Annotated in this window: 11 protein-coding genes, 2 pseudogenes and 1 other annotated feature; of the genes and pseudogenes, 7 read left to right on the top strand and 6 right to left on the bottom strand. The window is 61.9% G+C overall.

From position 1 onward, the window contains the following. Positions 1–82: 82 nt before the first annotated feature. From OKA11_RS02250 to OKA11_RS02230, 5 genes and pseudogenes are all read right to left on the bottom strand, one after another. A pseudogene (locus OKA11_RS02250) lies at positions 83–759 on the bottom strand (DDE-type integrase/transposase/recombinase); the annotation flags it as partial. Positions 760–890: 131 nt separating this feature from the next. Further along, positions 891–2,119 (bottom strand): IS3 family transposase gene (locus OKA11_RS02245; protein ID WP_120249343.1). Its coding sequence is split into 2 segments (ribosomal slippage): positions 891–1,831 and positions 1,831–2,119, totalling 1,230 coding nucleotides; the frame shifts between segments, so codons are not numbered across the junction. Then, positions 1,722–1,838 (bottom strand) — a sequence feature (AL1L pseudoknot). It overlaps the preceding gene by 117 nt. 50 nt (positions 2,120–2,169) lie before the next feature. After that, entirely contained in the window at positions 2,170–2,754 is a 585-nt protein-coding gene (locus OKA11_RS02240; protein WP_267218599.1) for a hypothetical protein, read from the bottom strand. A 524-nt stretch (positions 2,755–3,278) separates the two neighbouring features. Beyond that, positions 3,279–3,530, bottom strand: a complete 252-nt coding sequence (locus OKA11_RS02235) for a hypothetical protein (protein WP_267218625.1) — start codon at positions 3,528–3,530, stop codon at positions 3,279–3,281. Between the two features lie 16 nt (positions 3,531–3,546). Then, positions 3,547–3,951: pseudogene (locus OKA11_RS02230) on the bottom strand (transposase); the annotation flags it as partial. Between the two features lie 203 nt (positions 3,952–4,154). Here OKA11_RS02230 and OKA11_RS02225 point away from each other — a divergent pair. The 4 genes from OKA11_RS02225 (at position 4,155) to OKA11_RS02210 (ending at position 9,776) form a co-directional block, all read left to right on the top strand. Continuing rightward, a complete protein-coding gene (locus OKA11_RS02225) occupies positions 4,155–5,432 on the top strand; it encodes a phosphatidylinositol-specific phospholipase C1-like protein (protein WP_267218598.1) in 1,278 nt (425 codons plus the stop codon). Positions 5,433–5,765: 333 nt separating this feature from the next. After that, positions 5,766–6,974, top strand: coding sequence for a D-mannonate dehydratase ManD (manD, locus tag OKA11_RS02220; RefSeq protein WP_267218597.1), 1,209 nt, complete (start codon positions 5,766–5,768; stop codon positions 6,972–6,974). Positions 6,975–7,100: 126 nt separating this feature from the next. Further along, entirely contained in the window at positions 7,101–7,853 is a 753-nt protein-coding gene (locus OKA11_RS02215; RefSeq protein ID WP_267218596.1) for a FadR/GntR family transcriptional regulator, read from the top strand. Positions 7,854–8,807: 954 nt separating this feature from the next. Next, positions 8,808–9,776 (top strand): glycoside hydrolase family 43 protein, encoded by a 969-nt coding sequence (locus tag OKA11_RS02210; RefSeq protein WP_267218594.1) that lies wholly within the window; start codon positions 8,808–8,810, stop codon positions 9,774–9,776. Positions 9,777–9,850: 74 nt separating this feature from the next. On the opposite strand, the gene OKA11_RS02205 is transcribed toward OKA11_RS02210, so the two are convergent. Then, positions 9,851–12,733, bottom strand: a complete 2,883-nt coding sequence (locus tag OKA11_RS02205) for a TonB-dependent receptor (RefSeq protein WP_267218593.1) — start codon at positions 12,731–12,733, stop codon at positions 9,851–9,853. A 331-nt stretch (positions 12,734–13,064) separates the two neighbouring features. Between OKA11_RS02205 and OKA11_RS02200 the strand changes: the two genes are divergently transcribed. The 3 genes from OKA11_RS02200 (at position 13,065) to OKA11_RS02190 (ending at position 16,225) form a co-directional block, all read left to right on the top strand. Then, a complete protein-coding gene (locus tag OKA11_RS02200; protein WP_267218592.1) occupies positions 13,065–14,279 on the top strand; it encodes a rhamnogalacturonan acetylesterase in 1,215 nt (404 codons plus the stop codon). Between the two features lie 55 nt (positions 14,280–14,334). After that, positions 14,335–15,822, top strand: coding sequence for a rhamnogalacturonidase (locus OKA11_RS02195; RefSeq protein ID WP_267218623.1), 1,488 nt, complete (start codon positions 14,335–14,337; stop codon positions 15,820–15,822). A 109-nt stretch (positions 15,823–15,931) separates the two neighbouring features. Continuing rightward, positions 15,932–16,225 (top strand): L-rhamnose mutarotase, encoded by a 294-nt coding sequence (locus tag OKA11_RS02190; RefSeq protein ID WP_379489415.1) that lies wholly within the window; start codon positions 15,932–15,934, stop codon positions 16,223–16,225. Positions 16,226–16,229 lie beyond the last annotated feature (4 nt).

Below are 16,229 nucleotides of genomic sequence, written 5' to 3'. Positions count from 1 at the left end.
AGCTTGTGCTTCCGAGCCATTCCATTCCTCCTTCGTGGTCCAGACTACGATAGTCGATGGGCCACTCAGAAGGGGGCAGATCATATTCCGCCAGTTTGCCGGCGATGTACCTGGGGCCATTATCGCTAAGCAGTCTGGGCTTGTGCAGCACCGTGGCGCTGTCGCAGCGGGAAGCCGCCAGGGCGAGGTCCAGCGTATCGGTGACATCCTCGGCCCGCATGTTGGTGCACAGCTTCCAGGCGATGATGTAGCGCGAGAAGTCGTCGAGTACGCCTCGAGATAGTGGTCATACCAGCGGTAGAAGGTCCGACGGGCGATGCCCAGCTTGTCGAGCGTCCGCTTGGCGGGCAGGTGCGACTGCTCGACGAACCGGATGATCTCGAGCTTCTCGGATGCGGGATACCTCATTCGTGGTCGCGCCCCTCCGTGATCACGCTTTTTTCTCAGCAGACGGTTTTCGAGCGTCAGGTCGGCAACGCATTCCTTCAGGGCACCGGCTTCGCGGCGCAGATCCTGCACTTTGCCGCTGGTCGCAGCACGGGCGGTGTCGCCAGCCAGGCGGCGCTTGCCCGCCTCCATGAACGCCTTCGACCAGGTGTAATTCAGGCTCTGGGCAATGCCTTCCTTGCGGCACAACTGCGCGATGCGGATCTTGTCCTCGGCCGAGAAATGCCGGCGGGTCTGCCGCCGGATGTTCCTCACCACCCGATCCGCAGAGGCCTTGGTTGCCGATTTTTTCAAGGAGGGTTGGGCCTTCATCTTCGTTCGTTCGTCACTACGACGAAGCCCCAACCCTCCCTAAATAACAACCTCAAATCTGTGCCACTGGGGCTGACGACGGACAGTTATCCTGAACCGCACCGGGTCTGCCGGAGGCATTGGGTTGTGAGTCACGCTGCCATATCGATGTTGGCCGCGGCAGCATAATATTGTTCTTCGGCTTCGGCAGGAGGGATGTTGCCGATGGACTCCAGCAGCCGACGATGGTTGAACCAGTCGACCCATTCGAGCGTGGCATATTCGACTGCTTCGAAGCTGCGCCATGGTCCACGCCTGTGGATCACCTCAGCCTTGTAAAGGCCATTGATCGTCTCGGCCAAAGCGTTGTCATAGCTATCGCCGACGCTGCCGACTGAGGGTTCTATCCCGGCTTCGGCGAGACGCTCGGTGTACTTGATGGAGACGTATTGCGACCCGCGATCGCTATGATGGATGAGGCCGCCCCGATGGGCCGGCCGACGATCGTGAAGCGCCTGTTCCAGAGCATCGAGCACGAAGCTGGCATGGGCCGTTCTGCTGGCCCGCCAACCTACAATCCGCCGAGCATAGGTATCGATGACGAAGGCAACGTAGACGAACCCCGCCCAGGTCGCGACGTAGGTGAAGTCCGACACCCACAGCATGTTCGGCGCTGGCGCGTAGAACTTGCGGTTGACGTGATCGAGAGGGCATGGCGCCGCCTTGTCACTGATAGTTGTGCGCACCGGCTTGCCCCGGATCACCCCTGCCAAGCCCATCTCCCGCATCAACCGCGCGACTGTGCAGCGGGCGACCGGAAAGCCTTCCCGCATCATCTGCCGCCAGACCTTGCGCACGCCGTAGACCGCGAAGTTCTCGGCGAATACGCGCGCGACCTCGGGCTTCAGGGCGACGTCCCGCTGCGCCCGCGCCGACAGGCGTGTCGGATCCTGCCGCTTTGCGACGCGCTCGTGGTAAGTGGATGGGGCGATCGGCAGGACACGGCAGATCGGCTCGACCCCATAGGCATCGCGGTGATCGTCGATGAAGGCGATCATCGCCGGAACGGGCGGTCGAGCTCCGCCTGGGCAAAATATGCCGATGCCTTGCGCAGGATCTCATTGGCCTGTCGCAGCTCGCGGACCTCGCGCTCCAGTGCCTTCATCTTGTCGGCTACCTCGGTCGGGACGCCCGCGCGCTTGCCGCTGTCGACCTCAGCCTTCTTCACCCACTCATGCAGCGTCTGCGGAACGCAGCCGATCTTCTCCGCAATCGAAACCACCGCTGCCCAGCGAGAGGGGTAATCACGTTCGTGATCGATCACCATACGCACCGCGCGCTCGCGGACTTCCGGCGCAAACTTGTTCGTTGTCTTGCTCATACAGGCTCCACCTTCTCAGGAGTTGGAGCCTCCGGCAAACCCGGGGCGGTTCATCCTGACACGCAATCGGCGAGCCTCTCAAAGGCAATACGCCCTTCATCGTTCACAGCAATCGTTTGAACCACCGCACTATCCGCATTCCTGATGGTCACGGTCAGGGCATTAGACAGCAGATGGGCAAGCCTTCGTCCCTCCTCATTGGGCATTATCCAAATGTACGTGTGGCCACCACGTTCAGGAAAGGGGAAAGCAACAACGTCAGAAGATAGATCGTTCGTCGTATAGTCTTGCATGAGTATTCTCATGTTCATGGAATTTGTTTCGTCAATAGGGGCGGTCGGAGACGCAAATGATAGAGATGTCATCTGCATCGTGCCCATAAACATAGTAATTATAGCTGGCTGGTTTTTGATGCCAATCATGGCGCTATAAGAAGAGAGTTTAGTGTATACGGAGCATTTTACTCCGCTGCCAACGTCTTTTTTATTCGAAATATGCTCACGCCCAACGGCCCAGCTATTTCCGAACCAAAATGGTTCTTCACTTTCCTGGGCTACGGCAAGCGTGCTAAGCCCGAAAAGAAAAAAGGCAATGAATAATCCCCAAAGTTTGCGCACTAAATCTCTCTCGGACATTAATACCAGATTATCTTATAATGTGTCCCACGTCGTTATCGGCCACTTCGCTTAAATTTAAGGTAGGTTGACAGAACGGCAGTAGGAATATCCATTGATGGGTTGCGGGCGCAATATAGTTTTATTTCCCCAAAAATTCCATTGGCGCTGGTGGTTGCGCCAACATCTACGCCAGGCAATGAATTATACGAGTTGGCTGCGTTAAATCCGCTCCAATATCCCAGAACGTACTGTCGTATTTGGTTGCTGTCATTGACATTGCTGGCTGTTAAATCAGCACACACAAACGTCTGCCCATTCTTCAAAGGGCTATAAACTATGGGGTCCTCAGCAATTGCGGACGAACCTATCAAACCCGCCAGAAGTGCTGCATATTTTAACATACTTCCCCCAAAGACAAAATCAGACGGCTCAGTTGCGACCGCGCAGTGCCAGCCTGTTACATGAGATTTCCTAAATATTTAATCGTAACGTCTTTACCGGCCAAAATCATGGTATGTTAACTGCCAACGAAAGAGCAAGGATCAATGCCGTGTGATATCGGGCAACACCTTGTCGGATTCTGCCTGGATAACCCGAGACCATAGCGCCGTCTTGGTGAACAGCTTTTCTGTCGGATTGGGCTTGCCGTGGCGGGTTTCGTCCAGCAATCCGAGCCAGCGTAACGGGCTTAGGACGTGAACGTACGCCAGCACATACGCGCGAAAGTCCTCCGGCCCAGCCCCGAACAGCACGTTGGCAAAACACTCGCCGGTCAGGCCGGTATGTGCCTCCACGTTGATGACTGCGTAATCGTGCCACAGTATCGTCCGGCCGGCGACTGACGTAGCGCACGCTCGTTCGATCCACGCCCAGAGCCTCGCAAGCCCGGCGCTGGCTCGCCTCGAAGACTTCCTGGAGGTGAGCCGCCGCCTGACGCTTCGCTCCAGGCGTCAGAACTTTTTCAGACCGATCGCCTTGAGCATGGCGTTATCAGCATCGCGTCGGCCAGAAGGCGCTTGAGCCGAGCGTTCTCCTCTTCCAGCGAACGCAGCCGCCGGGCCTCGGATACCTTCGGCCACCATACTTGGCCTTCCACGTGTAAAACGTCGCTGAGCTGACCCCGTGGCGGCGGCACACATCCGCCGTCGCTATTCCAGCCTCCTGCTCCTTCAACACCGCGATGATCTGTTCATCGCTGAACCGGCTCCGCTTCATATTCATCCGACTCCTGCAAGGGCCGGACTCTACTCAAACCTGGAGGAAATCCACGGGCTCAGGCCACGGAGAGACCGCCGGGGGCAGACCAGACCCGATGCAGATGCTGGCGATCGTGGCCGCCGGGCGTCCTGTCATCGCCGCGTCAAATAGTTCTGCCCTTCGGGTTCCACCATCGGGCACGCTATTACCGGAGTCGTTTCATGTCGCCATCCATCCGCACTTTGTCCCTCGTCCTGTTGCTGGCGGGGGCCGCCTTGCAGGCGGGAACGGCGCAGGCCGGTGCTGCCGCCTCGAAGCCCCGCTCCTGCCGCCTGGATGCGCCCGATGCCGCCTCTGCGGGTGAAGGCTGCGCCAGGGCGTGGATGGACCGCAATCTCAAGATGAACGACGTGACCACGGTGGGCACGCACAACAGCTACAAGCAGGCGATCCCGCCAGCGGACTATGCGCTCTTCGCCAAGGCCGCACCGAAGATCGCGCAGGAACTGGACTATGCGCACAAGTCCCTGACGGCGGAGCTGGACGCGGGCGCGCGCCAGTTGGAGATCGATGTCGTCTTCGATCCGCAGGGAGGGCGCTATGCCCACCCCGCAATCGCGCGCCAGACCGGCACGACGCTGCCCGCAGCTTGGACCCGGCTGATGGAACAGCCCGGCTTCAAGGTGCTGCACGTGCCCGATCTCGACTTCCGATCGAGCTGCGTGACGTTCCGTCGCTGCCTTGGCGAGATCAAGGCCTGGTCCAAGCGCCATCCCGATCACGCACCGATCATGATCCTCGTCAATGCCAAGGACGGCAATGCTGTCCCCGGCGGGGTGCCGCTGATCCCGTTCGACGAGGCCGCCTTCGATGCCTTCGACGCCGAGATCCGCTCGGTCCTGCCGGCGCACATGCTGGTCACGCCGGATGACGTGCAAGGCCGGTATCCCACGCTGCGCGAGGCGGTCCTCGCCGGGAACTGGCCGAAACTGGGCGAAACCCGCGGCAAGTTCTACTTCGCGCTCGACGAGAACGAGGCAAAGGTCGCGGCCTACCGGGGCACGCGCAAGACGCTCGAGGGCCGGGTCGCCTTCGTCAATATCGACGAGAATTCGCCCGCCGCAGCCTATCTGACGCTCAACAACCCGGTCACGCAGGGCGCGCGTATCGCTGCCGACGTCAAGGCGGGTTTCATCGTGCGGACGCGCGCTGACGACAGTACCTGGCAGGCCCGTTCGAATGACGTCGCCCATCGCGCCGCGGCGCTGGCCAGCGGGGCTCAGGCGGTCTCGACCGATTACTTGTGGGCCGATCCGCGCTTCCCCGGCGGCTTTGCGGTGCGGTTGCCCGGTCATGTGGCGGCGCAATGCAACGTGATGAGAACGGCAAACCGCTGCGCCGGCCTGCCGGTGGAGGAAGCCGGCGCCAGCGATCTGGCCGCAGCCCAGGCGGCACCGATGCTGTGGCCCGCGCCTCGCGTGGCCGAAAGGCAGCCGTGACCGGTTTTTCGGCGATCGTGTCGGAATAGAGATTGCTTGTATCCTCTCCCGGTCGCCCATTCATGCCGAAAGCGTTGCCGAACCATGTCGGGGCGCTTTGTCCATGTAGACTGACAATCGGCTTTTGCCGCTGCTTGAGGCAGCAGCGGGTCGTATTGCGATGGCTCCCTTGCGCGGGTGCAAGGTGGTGATGGATAGGATCGCCCCCTAAGGTTTACGCTTATGCGATTAAGTCATCTGATCTATTGCCATCATTTGGTAAGGCCAATAATACGGTCGCTGCAATGATAGAGCGGCGGGCGGGTGCCTGCAGGCCCCAAGGGAGATGAAGCCGTGAAGATTACTTCCGCCAAGGTTATCGTGACCTGTCCCGGGCGAAACTTCGTTACCCTCAAGATCATGACCGATCAGGGCGTGTACGGGATCGGCGATGCCACGATGAACGGGCGAGAAAAGGCGGTGGTCGCCTATCTCGAAGAGCACGTGATCCCCTGCATCCTCGGCATGGACCCGCGCCGCATCGAGGACATCTGGCAATACCTCTACAAGGGCGCCTACTGGCGTCGCGGACCGGTGACGATGCGCGCGATCGCGGCCGTCGACGTGGCCCTGTGGGACATCAAGGCCAAGATGGCGAACATGCCGCTCTACCAGTTGCTGGGTGGCCGAAGCCGGGATAGCGTCATGGTCTACGGCCACGCCAACGGCAGCGATATCGCTGAGACGGTTGATGCCGTGGGCCACTATATCGAACTCGGCTACAAGGCCATCCGGGCGCAGACCGGTGTGCCGGGGATCAAGGACGCTTACGGCGTTGGGCGCGGCAAGCTCTATTACGAACCGGCCGATGCCGCGCTTCCCTCGGTCACCGGGTGGGACACGCGGCAGGCGCTCAACTATGTCCCCAGGATGTTCGAGAAGTTGCGCGAGACTTACGGTTTCGGCTACCATTTGCTGCACGATGGCCATCATCGCTACACCCCGCAGGAAGCGGCGAACCTGGGCAAGATGCTGGAGCCCTACCAGCTTTTCTGGCTGGAGGACTGCACGCCAGCGGAGAACCAGGAGGCCTTCCGTCTCGTGCGCCAGCACACAGTTACCCCGCTCGCGGTGGGCGAGATCTTCAACACGATCTGGGATGCCAAGGACCTGATCCAGAACCAGCTGATCGACTATATCCGATGCACCATCGTCGGCGCCGGCGGGGTCACGCACTTGCGCCGTATCGCCGATCTCGCCGCGCTCTACCAGATCCGCACCGGCAGTCACGGCGCTACCGATCTCTCGCCGGTGACCATGGGGACCGCGCTGCATTTCGATACCTGGGTGCCCAACTTCGGGATCCAGGAGTACATGCGCCACACCGAGGAGACCGATGCGGTCTTCCCGCACGACTACCACTTCGCGAAGGGCGAACTGTTCTGCGGCGAAACGCCCGGTCACGGTGTCGACATAGACGAGCAGTTGGCGGCGAAGTATCCCTACAAGCCGGCCTTCCTCCCGGTCGCCCGTCTCGAGGACGGCACGATGTGGAACTGGTGAGGTCAGCGGGCGGTCTCTGGCGCGGCGCACTCTCGCCGTTGGATGGGCAGGTGATGCTGGGTTGGCATGGCGAGCAAATTGGTAAGGTGTCTTGCCGTTGCGTGCCGCTTGTGACAATGCCTTCGCATGACAGGGCGTGTAAAACTTTACCAGCGAGTGGCCTGCGAACTTGAGCAAGGGATGCGGGACGGGCAATTTTCGGCGGGTTCGCGCCTTCCACCGGAGCGGGACCTGGCAGAGCGTTTCGGCGTCAGCAGGCCGACCGTCCGGGAGGCGATGATTGCGCTCGAGATCCAGGGCCTCGTCGAGGTCCGTCATGGCTCGGGGGTGTTCGTTGCGGAGCATGTGCCCCTGTCCCGGCCCAAGGATGAGCTCGACGTCGGTGCATTCGAACTGATCGAGGCGAGATTGATGTTCGAGGGCGAGGCCGCCGCTCTCGCCGCAACCGTGATGAGCGATCACGAATTGGCCAATCTTGGGCAGCTTCTCGAACGCATGGAAGCGCTGGACCCGGCATCCCCCGCGGAACTGGATCTGGACCGGCAGTTCCACCTCGCCATAGCCGAGGCGACGCAGAGTTCTTTGGTTTTTCAGGCGATCGAACGCCTGTGGGACTTGCGGGAAAAGTCGCCGCTAAGCCGGCGTATGTTCGAGCAGGCGAGGCTAGCCGGGATCACCCCGCGGTCGGATGAGCACCGCAAGATTTATGATGCCCTGGCCGAGCGCAATGGAGAGCGCGCGCGACAGGCGATGCGGGCACACCTCATCCGGGTTTCGGAGGATTTGCTGGCCGTTACCGAACTGGAGTTGATCGAAAAGGCCCGGCGTGAAATTGGCGACAAGCGTCGCCGTATCGTCGGCGTGGGATCTACGACCTAGGGCGCGTGGACAAATTCGAGCGGCCGTTTACGCCGCTGTTGCGGACGTCAGAAACCAGCGGTAGCATCTGTCCGTGCAACCGTTCTATCTGCCAGCCTTCATGATGCTACAGGCAGTCCAACCATCGACGGCTGTCAATTGCATTGACCTCCCTGTGGCCACGGACCTACAAAATCGAGAAATCGAATTGGATGTCTCAGTAGTCCAGATCGGTGTTCACGACAGCATCGAAGTGCAGCAAGACGGCTGTAGTGTCCCGATCATCCTATATGAGGGTGGCCCGGCCTTGCTCGACCTTGCAGCCGCGTATGTAGATCGTGCTCGGGGTGCAGTTGCTCATGCACGCATCAGAGGTAGAATGGAAATACCTCAAGAGCCGCCATCTGGGGCACTGGCCAGTCATTTGAACTTCCGGCATATCAAAGTCGTTCGAGCGTGGAATGAAGCACCATCTCCGAACGGCAGCTAGCCATCCAAATCAGACCACGCCCGCTCAGCCTGAGCTTGTCGAAGGCCTGAACCGGGGCGCTGAGCCCCCATGCTTCGACAAGCTCAGCATGAGCGGGGTGGTTGGGGCAGCGTCCGCTTCCGCTTCCTCTTCCGCTTCCGCTTGCCACCCAACTAGGTCGCGCCGCTCCCCGCTGAATTTGTCCTCGCGACCTAGGTGTTCGGCCCCGGCGAGCGCGCTGCGGGGCGCTTGGCGATGCAGGCCTTGCGCGCGTCGCTTCGGGATTTCCCCAAGATGCTCCATCAATGCGCCAAGAGGCCTTGAATTATGGATATATTTCGGCACCTTCTTTCCCGGTGCTGTGTCAAGTTTTCCCAAGCCGCGATGGCAGCGATCGTGATACCACGACCAAAGTGATGTCCCGTGAGTAAAGATCGCGCTGCAGTGTCTGTAGACCCCGGTGCCCCGGCACAGGCCCGGCCCATGAACTCGACGGACGGACGGTGATGACGTTTTGCATTGATCGGCGTGCGCTTTGCCTTGGCGCGACGGCATTGGCGGGCTGTGCCTCCGCGCGTCTGGGCGCGCGGCCGGCGGATGGCCCGCTGCTCTTTGCCTATTTCAGCACCGGCAAAGGGGAGGCGGACGGGCTGAAGCTGGCGCTCAGCGATGACGGTTTCGCATTCAGGACGCTCGGCGGCGGCAGGCCCTTCCTGGTGCCGCATGTCGGCGAGAAAAACCTGCTGAGAGACCCCTTCCTCTGGCGCGGGGAGGGGGCTGATGCGCCTTGGCACTGCATCTGGACCACGGCTTGGCAGGGGGTGACGATCGGCCATGCGACAACCCGGGATTTCATCAACTGGACGCCGCAGCGGGCACTTCCGGTCATGGCTTCGGTGCCGGGCACGCGCAATTGCTGGGCGCCCGAAGCGATCTTCGATCCCGCTTCGCGCCGAACGGTGATCTTCTGGTCGAGTACCGTTGACGGCCGCTTCACGGAAACCGCGAGTACGTCGGAAGACGGGTACAATCATCGGCTGTGGTACACGACCACGGCGGATTTTAAGACGTTTGCTCCGCCGCAAGTGCTTTACGACCCCGGCTTTAGCGTGATCGACGGCACGTTTGCACATGCGCCCGATGGCGGGCTCTGGCTGGTTGTGAAGGACGAAACCGTCATGCCGCCCCGCAAATGGCTGCGTGTCGCTTCGGCGCGCAGTCCGCTCGGCCCTTTCGCACCGCCCGGTGCGCCATTCACGCCGTCCTGGGTGGAAGGCCCCATGACCGCGCGGATCGGTGATGAATTGATCTGCTATTACGATGTTTACCGCGACGGCCGCTGGGGCGCGGTATCGACACGCGACATGATCCATTGGCAGGATGTCGGGGAGCGCCTTGTCATGCCGCAAGGCGCCCGTCACGGTTCGCTCGTGCGCATTGCGCCCGATCTTGCCGCTTCGCTTGAAAAGGCCTGAAAAGACGGCTCCCGGATGGAGGATCCGGGAGCCGTGAGTGCCGGCGCGGGAGGGCCCCGCCGGGAACTTCGAGGTCAGAATTTCACATTGACGCCAGCCGAGATCGTGCGTCCGACGCGGGTCTGGAACAGGGTGTCCTGCCGCTGGCTGTCGGTGTAGAGGCTGTTCTGTTCGTCGGTGAGGTTGGTGCCTTCGACGATCAGCTTCACGTTGTCGGTGAGATTGTACGAAGCGGAGGCGTCGACAAACGTGGTTGCCCGGTTACCGACCAGATCACTGCCGGGCGAGGCAGGAATGCCGCGAATGAACGGTCCGCGGTAATTGATCGTGCCGCGGATCGAGAACTTGGCGTTCTCCCAGTAGAGCGTGCCCGAAGCGGTGTCCTTCGACAGGCCGACAAGGTCGTCCTTGGTCGTCACCGTGCAGACGCCGCCGGAACTGGTGAGGCAATAGTTGATCTTCGACATGACGTGCGTGTAGTTCGCCAGCACGCCGAAGTGGCTGAAGAAGCCCGTCATGAAGTTGAACGGGATCTGGGCGTTAAGCTCGATGCCCTTGAGCGGGCCGCCCGGCGTGTTGGTAGGGGTGGCGATGTTGAACAGTTCGTCGGGCGTGGTGTTGCTGCCGGTGAGCAGGGCATCGGGCAGGCCGAGCGAACTGAACGGCACGAGCGAGTTCACGCTCTGCACATATGTCTTGATGTCCTTGTAGAAGAACGCCGCCGACAGCAGGGCACCGGGGCGGAAGTACCATTCCACGGCTGCATCGAAGGTGGTCGCACGGATCGGTTCGAGCAGGGGATTGCCCAGCGATCCGGAGCGGGTCACCGGGTTGATCGTCACCGTTGGCGCCAGCGCGGTCAGCGCGGGGCGCGACATGACCTTGGCGGCGGAAAGGCGGACCAGGAGGTTCTGCATCGGTTCGATGACGAGGTTGGCGGAAGGCAGCCAGTCGTCATAGCTGCGCGAAACGGCGCGGAACTGGCCGGCCAGGCCGGTCGGCGAGGTCGCGTCGGCCAGGTTGAGGTAGCCGGTCGAACGCTGCCAGGTGTGGATGTAACGCAAGCCGACGTCGCCGCGCAGGCCAAAGCCCACCGTATCGCTGAAATCGAACGTGCCCATGAGGTAGGCGCTCGATTCCTCTTCCTTGACGCCCGGATTGATCTCGCCGCAGCCGGTGCAGGTGCGGGCGTCGAACAGGTTGAAGGTATCCGCAAGCTTGCGCCAGTCGAGCGTGGCCCAACTCGACGGAGCGCCATGGCCCCAGAGACTGTCCACACCGGTGATCTGCTTGGTGAGATCAGCCAGCGAAGTGCCGGCCGGCAGGTTTTGGACCAGTGTATCGGCCGTGTAATAGGTCGTCAGGCGCTGCTTGAAGTCGCTTGAACGGTATTGGCCGCCAAGATGAACCTTGAATGCGTCCGAGACTTCGTAATGCGCGTTGATCTCGCCCAATACGCCGTTGGTGGTGTTGGTGGCGGGTTTGCCCTGAAGGCTGAACCCGCCGGTGACGACGCCGGCGCCCGGCGAAACGCCGTAACGGAACTGCGTGGGATCGGAGACGTCGAAACCGAAGCCCAGGACCGGCGTCTGGCCGCCATCCCTGTAGTCGATCGAGAAGTTGTCGGTATCGAGCGCATCCATGTAGTACTGCATGCGGACCTTGTCGCGCCAGACGGAGCGGTTGAGGCCCACCTTGCCGTCCACCGTCAGTCGGTCGCCGAAGCGGTGCATGAAGTTGAGGTTGGCCTGCTTGAACGTGGTCGAGTATTCGGAGTGCAGGCCTTCCGAACGCACGTCGACGCCGTCGAGCAGGGCATATTCCACCGATCCCAGATCGGAAAGCTGGACATCCTTGAGCGACATCATCGGGTAGCCCTGGTTCGATGCCGAACGGCCGAACGATATTGCCTCGATGTAATTATCGTCGCGCGTGACGTTGAAGCGGGAATACAGCAGGTCGAGCGAGATGTCGGTGTCGTCGTCTGGCTTGTACTGCAGCGTCATCGTTCCGCCGATGCGCTCCTGCGACTGCTGCGAATTGATGTAGCGGGGAATGCGCGGGAAGAAGGCGCCGCTGCCGGGGGTATTCGGCAAATCGTCGCGGCGGGCGTCATAGACGGTCTGGTAGGCCGCAGGATCGCTGGTGCGCGGATTGCCGGTGGAGCAGTTCGCGGCGCTGGCGCCGGTCGTCGCACTCGTGGCCGGGGTCTGCGGGGTAAGGCCCAGCGGCGAGCAGAACATGCCGTTCTGGTTGGCCGAGAGAATGTCGACCGCCGAATAGCCTACTTCGCGCGTATGGCGTTTCTGGTAGGCGATCGAACCCAGCACGCCGAAGCCGCTGTCGCCGAACTGCTTGGAGACCAGCGCGGACGCGCGCGGATCGACCTGCTTCGACAATTCGTTCCAAACTCCGCGTGCGGTGGCCGAGAGGACGAAAGCCTTGGCGGAATCGAACGGCCTTGGCGCGCTGAGATCGACGGTCGCCCCCAGCGAGCCTTCCTCGACATCCGCCGATGGCGTCTTGCGCACGGTGAGCGCGGAGAAGATCTCGGTGGGGAAGACGTTGAAGTCGAAGCTGCGCCCATTGTTGCCGGCCCCGTAGATGTCCGAGCCGCCGGTCTGGGCTGCGGATTCCATGCCGTTGATGCGCACGCGGGTGAAGTCGGCGCCAAGGCCGCGCACGGAGATGTTCTTGCCTTCGCCGCCATCGCCGCGCTGGAGGGCGACGCCGGGAATGCGCTGCATCGATTCGGCCAGATTGGAATCGGGAAACTTGCCCAGGTCTTCGGCCTTGATCGTGTCGATGGCGGCAGTCTGATCGCGCTTGTCGGCCAGCGCCGCGTTCAGCGAGGCGCGGAAACCGGTGACTATGATGTCCTCGGCGCTGGGTGGCTGCTGGGCGGTACCGTCTTGCGCTGCGGTTTCCTGCGCACACGCCGGAAACGACACTGTCATCATCGCCGCCATCGCCAGCAGCGATGCCGACGCCTGGTTGCACCTGATGGACCTGGAGGTTGCCCTTCCCATTATCACACTCCCGTTATCGTTATATAATGTCCCATTATGTGGGATCACGTTTTACCATATATCCCAAGTTCGCTCATTTCCAGTCAAAATCGCTGCCGATCGATCTTCCTCGATAATTTCCCCGCAGAAACGGAGCGTCTCGTCGCGGGGAAACGATGTCACTTGGATTGACTTCCGTTCGTCCCGTTATATGCCTAAATGGTCCGTCATATGGGATTGGCCCGTTAGCAAGGCGGTTCACGAAACGGAGAGGATGACGATGTCCCTGACCACGGCGCTGGCATTGGCCGTCGCGTCCGCAACCAGCGGCGCGCCGATCGTCGACATCGATCTGGCCGGCAAGGCGCCCGAGGAAATACCCGGTTACCAGCCGGGCGGAAGCGGGGCCGAGCGGCGCGATCCTTCCGGTGAATTCCTGTATTCCGTGTCGCTGCCGCAGGGCACATACCGCGTCACCCTGACGCTTGGCGACAAGCGCAGCGCGGGCCGAACCACCGTCAAGGCAGAGAGCCGCCGCCTGTTCCTGCGTGACGTTGCGACCCGGCGCGGACAGTTGGTGACGCGTACGTTCCTCGTCGATGTCCGCGACGCCCGGCTGCCGCGCCAACCGGCTGGGGCACCCCGGTTCGGGCAGGCCGTACTGCTGGACGAGCGGGATCTCGCCAGCTTCAGTTGGGACGACAAGCTGACGTTGGAATTCCTTGGCCAGCCGCGCGTCGCAGCCATCCATATCGAACCCGCTGATGCGCCGCGGTTATTTCTTGCCGGCGATTCCACCGTGGCAGACCAGTATACCGAGCCTTTCACCAGTTGGGGGCAGATGCTGCCGGCAATGCTTGACGATCACCTGGTAGTGGCCAACCATGCCAAGTCCGGGGCGACGATGAAATCCTTCATCGCCCAGCTGCGCTTTTCCAAGATGTTGACCCAGATGCGGGCGGGCGACTGGCTGTTCATCCAGTTCGGCCACAACGATCAGAAGTCCGAATGGCCGATGACCTACCTCGATCCGGAGCTGACTTATCCCGCCTACTTGCGCAGTTACATCGCCGAAGCGCGCCGTCGCGGTGTGCATCCGGTGCTGGTCACCTCACCCGAACGGCGCAATTTCGACGATAGCGGCAAGATCAAGGACACGCTTGGCGCCTATGCCGCTGCCGTGCGCAAGGTCGCGGCGGATGAGAATGTCCCGTTGATCGACCTTAACCGCGACAGTATCGCGATCATGCAGGCGCTCGGCCCCGATGTCTCGCCGCAGGCCTTTGCCGATAACGGCAAGGACCGGACGCACAACAACAACTACGGCGCCTGGCTTTTCGCCGCGGCGATTGCGCGGCAGGTGGCCGAGAAGATCCCCGAAATCGCGCCTTACGTGGTGCTTCGGAATTTCGATCCTTCGCACCCGCCTTTGCCGGGTGCCGTGCCGATCGCGGCGAGCATTCCGCTGGATGAAGGCAAGCCGGAAGGGAGCTGACGCGGTGAATCTGCCTCGCCGCCGGTTTTGCGCGTTCAGCATGATAGGTTCCGTGATGCCGCGATCCGTGCTTGCCGCGCAAGGGCGCTTTGATGTTCGCCATTTCGGCGCCACCGGCGACGGCGTGGCCATCGACAGCCCTGCCTTCAACGCGGCGATCGCCGAAGCTGCGCGCGTCGGCGGTACGGTTGTGGTGCCGAAAGGGCGCTACCTGTGCTTCTCGATCCGCCTCAGGAGCCGGATCCGGTTGCTCTTCGATCATGGGGCAACGATCATCGCGGCCGATCCCGCGCTTCACGGCGGAAGCTACGACCCGCCCGAGTCCGCTTCCGGCCTCTATCAGGATTTCGGCCATAGCCACTGGCGCAACAGCCTGATCTGGGGCGAAGACGTGGAGGAGGTCACGATCGAAGGGCCAGGCCTGATCGATGGCCAGGGGCTGACCCGGGACGGCCCCGGCGCGCGCTGGCAGGCGCAGACCGGAGAGCGTCCGCTCTCCATGCAGGGCATGAGCGCGAGGGAAATCGGCCTGCTGGAACCCGCCATTGCGGCGATGGACGGCAAAGGCAACAAGGCGATCGCGCTCAAGCGCGGACGCAATATCCGTCTTTCGGGCTTCACCATAAGCAAGGGTGGGCACTTCGCGATCCTGGCCACGGGCACGCGCGGTTTGGTGATCGAAGACCTCACGATCGACACCGATCGCGACGGTATCGACCTCGACTGCGTGCAGGACACGCTGGTGCGCGGTTGCAAGGTCAACTCCCCCAACGATGACGGCATCGTCGTCAAGTCCAGCCTTGCATTGGGCGAGCCGATAGCCGCTCAAAACGTGGTGATCCGCGATTGCGCGGTGTCCGGCTACGATAGGGGCACACTGATCGACGGGACCCGGACAAGGACGCAAAAATTCGCGCCGGACCGCGACCGCGTGACCGGCCGGATCAAGCTCGGTACCGAAAGCAACGGCGGCTATCGCAACGTCAAGGTGCAGGACTGCAGCTTCACCCATTGCCGGGGCCTGGCACTGGAAACGGTGGACGGGGGCATGATGGAGAACATCGTCGCCACCCGTCTCACGATGCGGGACGTGACGACGGCCCCCTTGTTCGTACGCCTTGGTGACCGGCGGCGCGGGCCGGACGGTACCGGCATCGGCGGGGTGCGGGAGGTGCTTGTGTCGGAGATCGACGCGCGGGGAATCGATCCGCGCTTTCCTGCGGCCTTTGCCGGGCTGGCCGGTCGGCCGATCGAATCGCTGGTCATGCGCGACGTCTACCTGCTCTATGGCGAGGCAGGTGCGGCGCCGGGAAGCCCGCCGCAAGCCGCGGAAAACGTTGCGGAACTGGCCGGCACCTATCCCGAACCCAGCATGTTCGGGGTGCTCCCGGCCTGGGCGCTCTGGGCCCGCCATGTGGAACGCCTGACCGTGGACACGTTTCACGCGGAAACGCTTCTTCACGAGGCGCGTCGACCGATCCGGCTCGAAAACGTTGCATTTCCGGCCTTTTCGAACACCCCTTTGTATCAGAATGGCGATTGACGAGCGGGGTGGGATTGGCTACCAAATAACGGTATTGAAATCCATATAATGGAACATCGGGAGAGTCGTGGTGCCGGATAAGGGGATGGGGTCGATCCACGCCTTCAGGATGCAGTTGAAGCCCGGCACGGTCGATGAGTATCGCCGCCGGCACGATGCGATCTGGCCCGAACTCTCCGCACTGCTGACCGAGGCGGGCATTCGCGACTATTCGATCTTCCTCGACGAGCAGAGCCTCGCGCTTTTCGCGGTGCTGCGCGTGCGGCCCGGCAATACCCGCGATACCCTGCCCGATCACCCGGTGATGCGCCGCTGGTGGGACTATATGGCGCCGCTGATGGAAGTGGAGCCCGGCAACCGGCCGAAGGAATGGTCACTCCCGCTCATGTTCCACATGGACTGAGCCG

This window comes from Novosphingobium clariflavum, assembly GCF_026420865.1.
Lineage (GTDB): Bacteria > Pseudomonadota > Alphaproteobacteria > Sphingomonadales > Sphingomonadaceae > Novosphingobium > Novosphingobium clariflavum.
The sequence above is the reverse complement of the archived record's forward strand: the minus strand, read 5'-3'. Positions and strand labels throughout refer to the sequence as shown.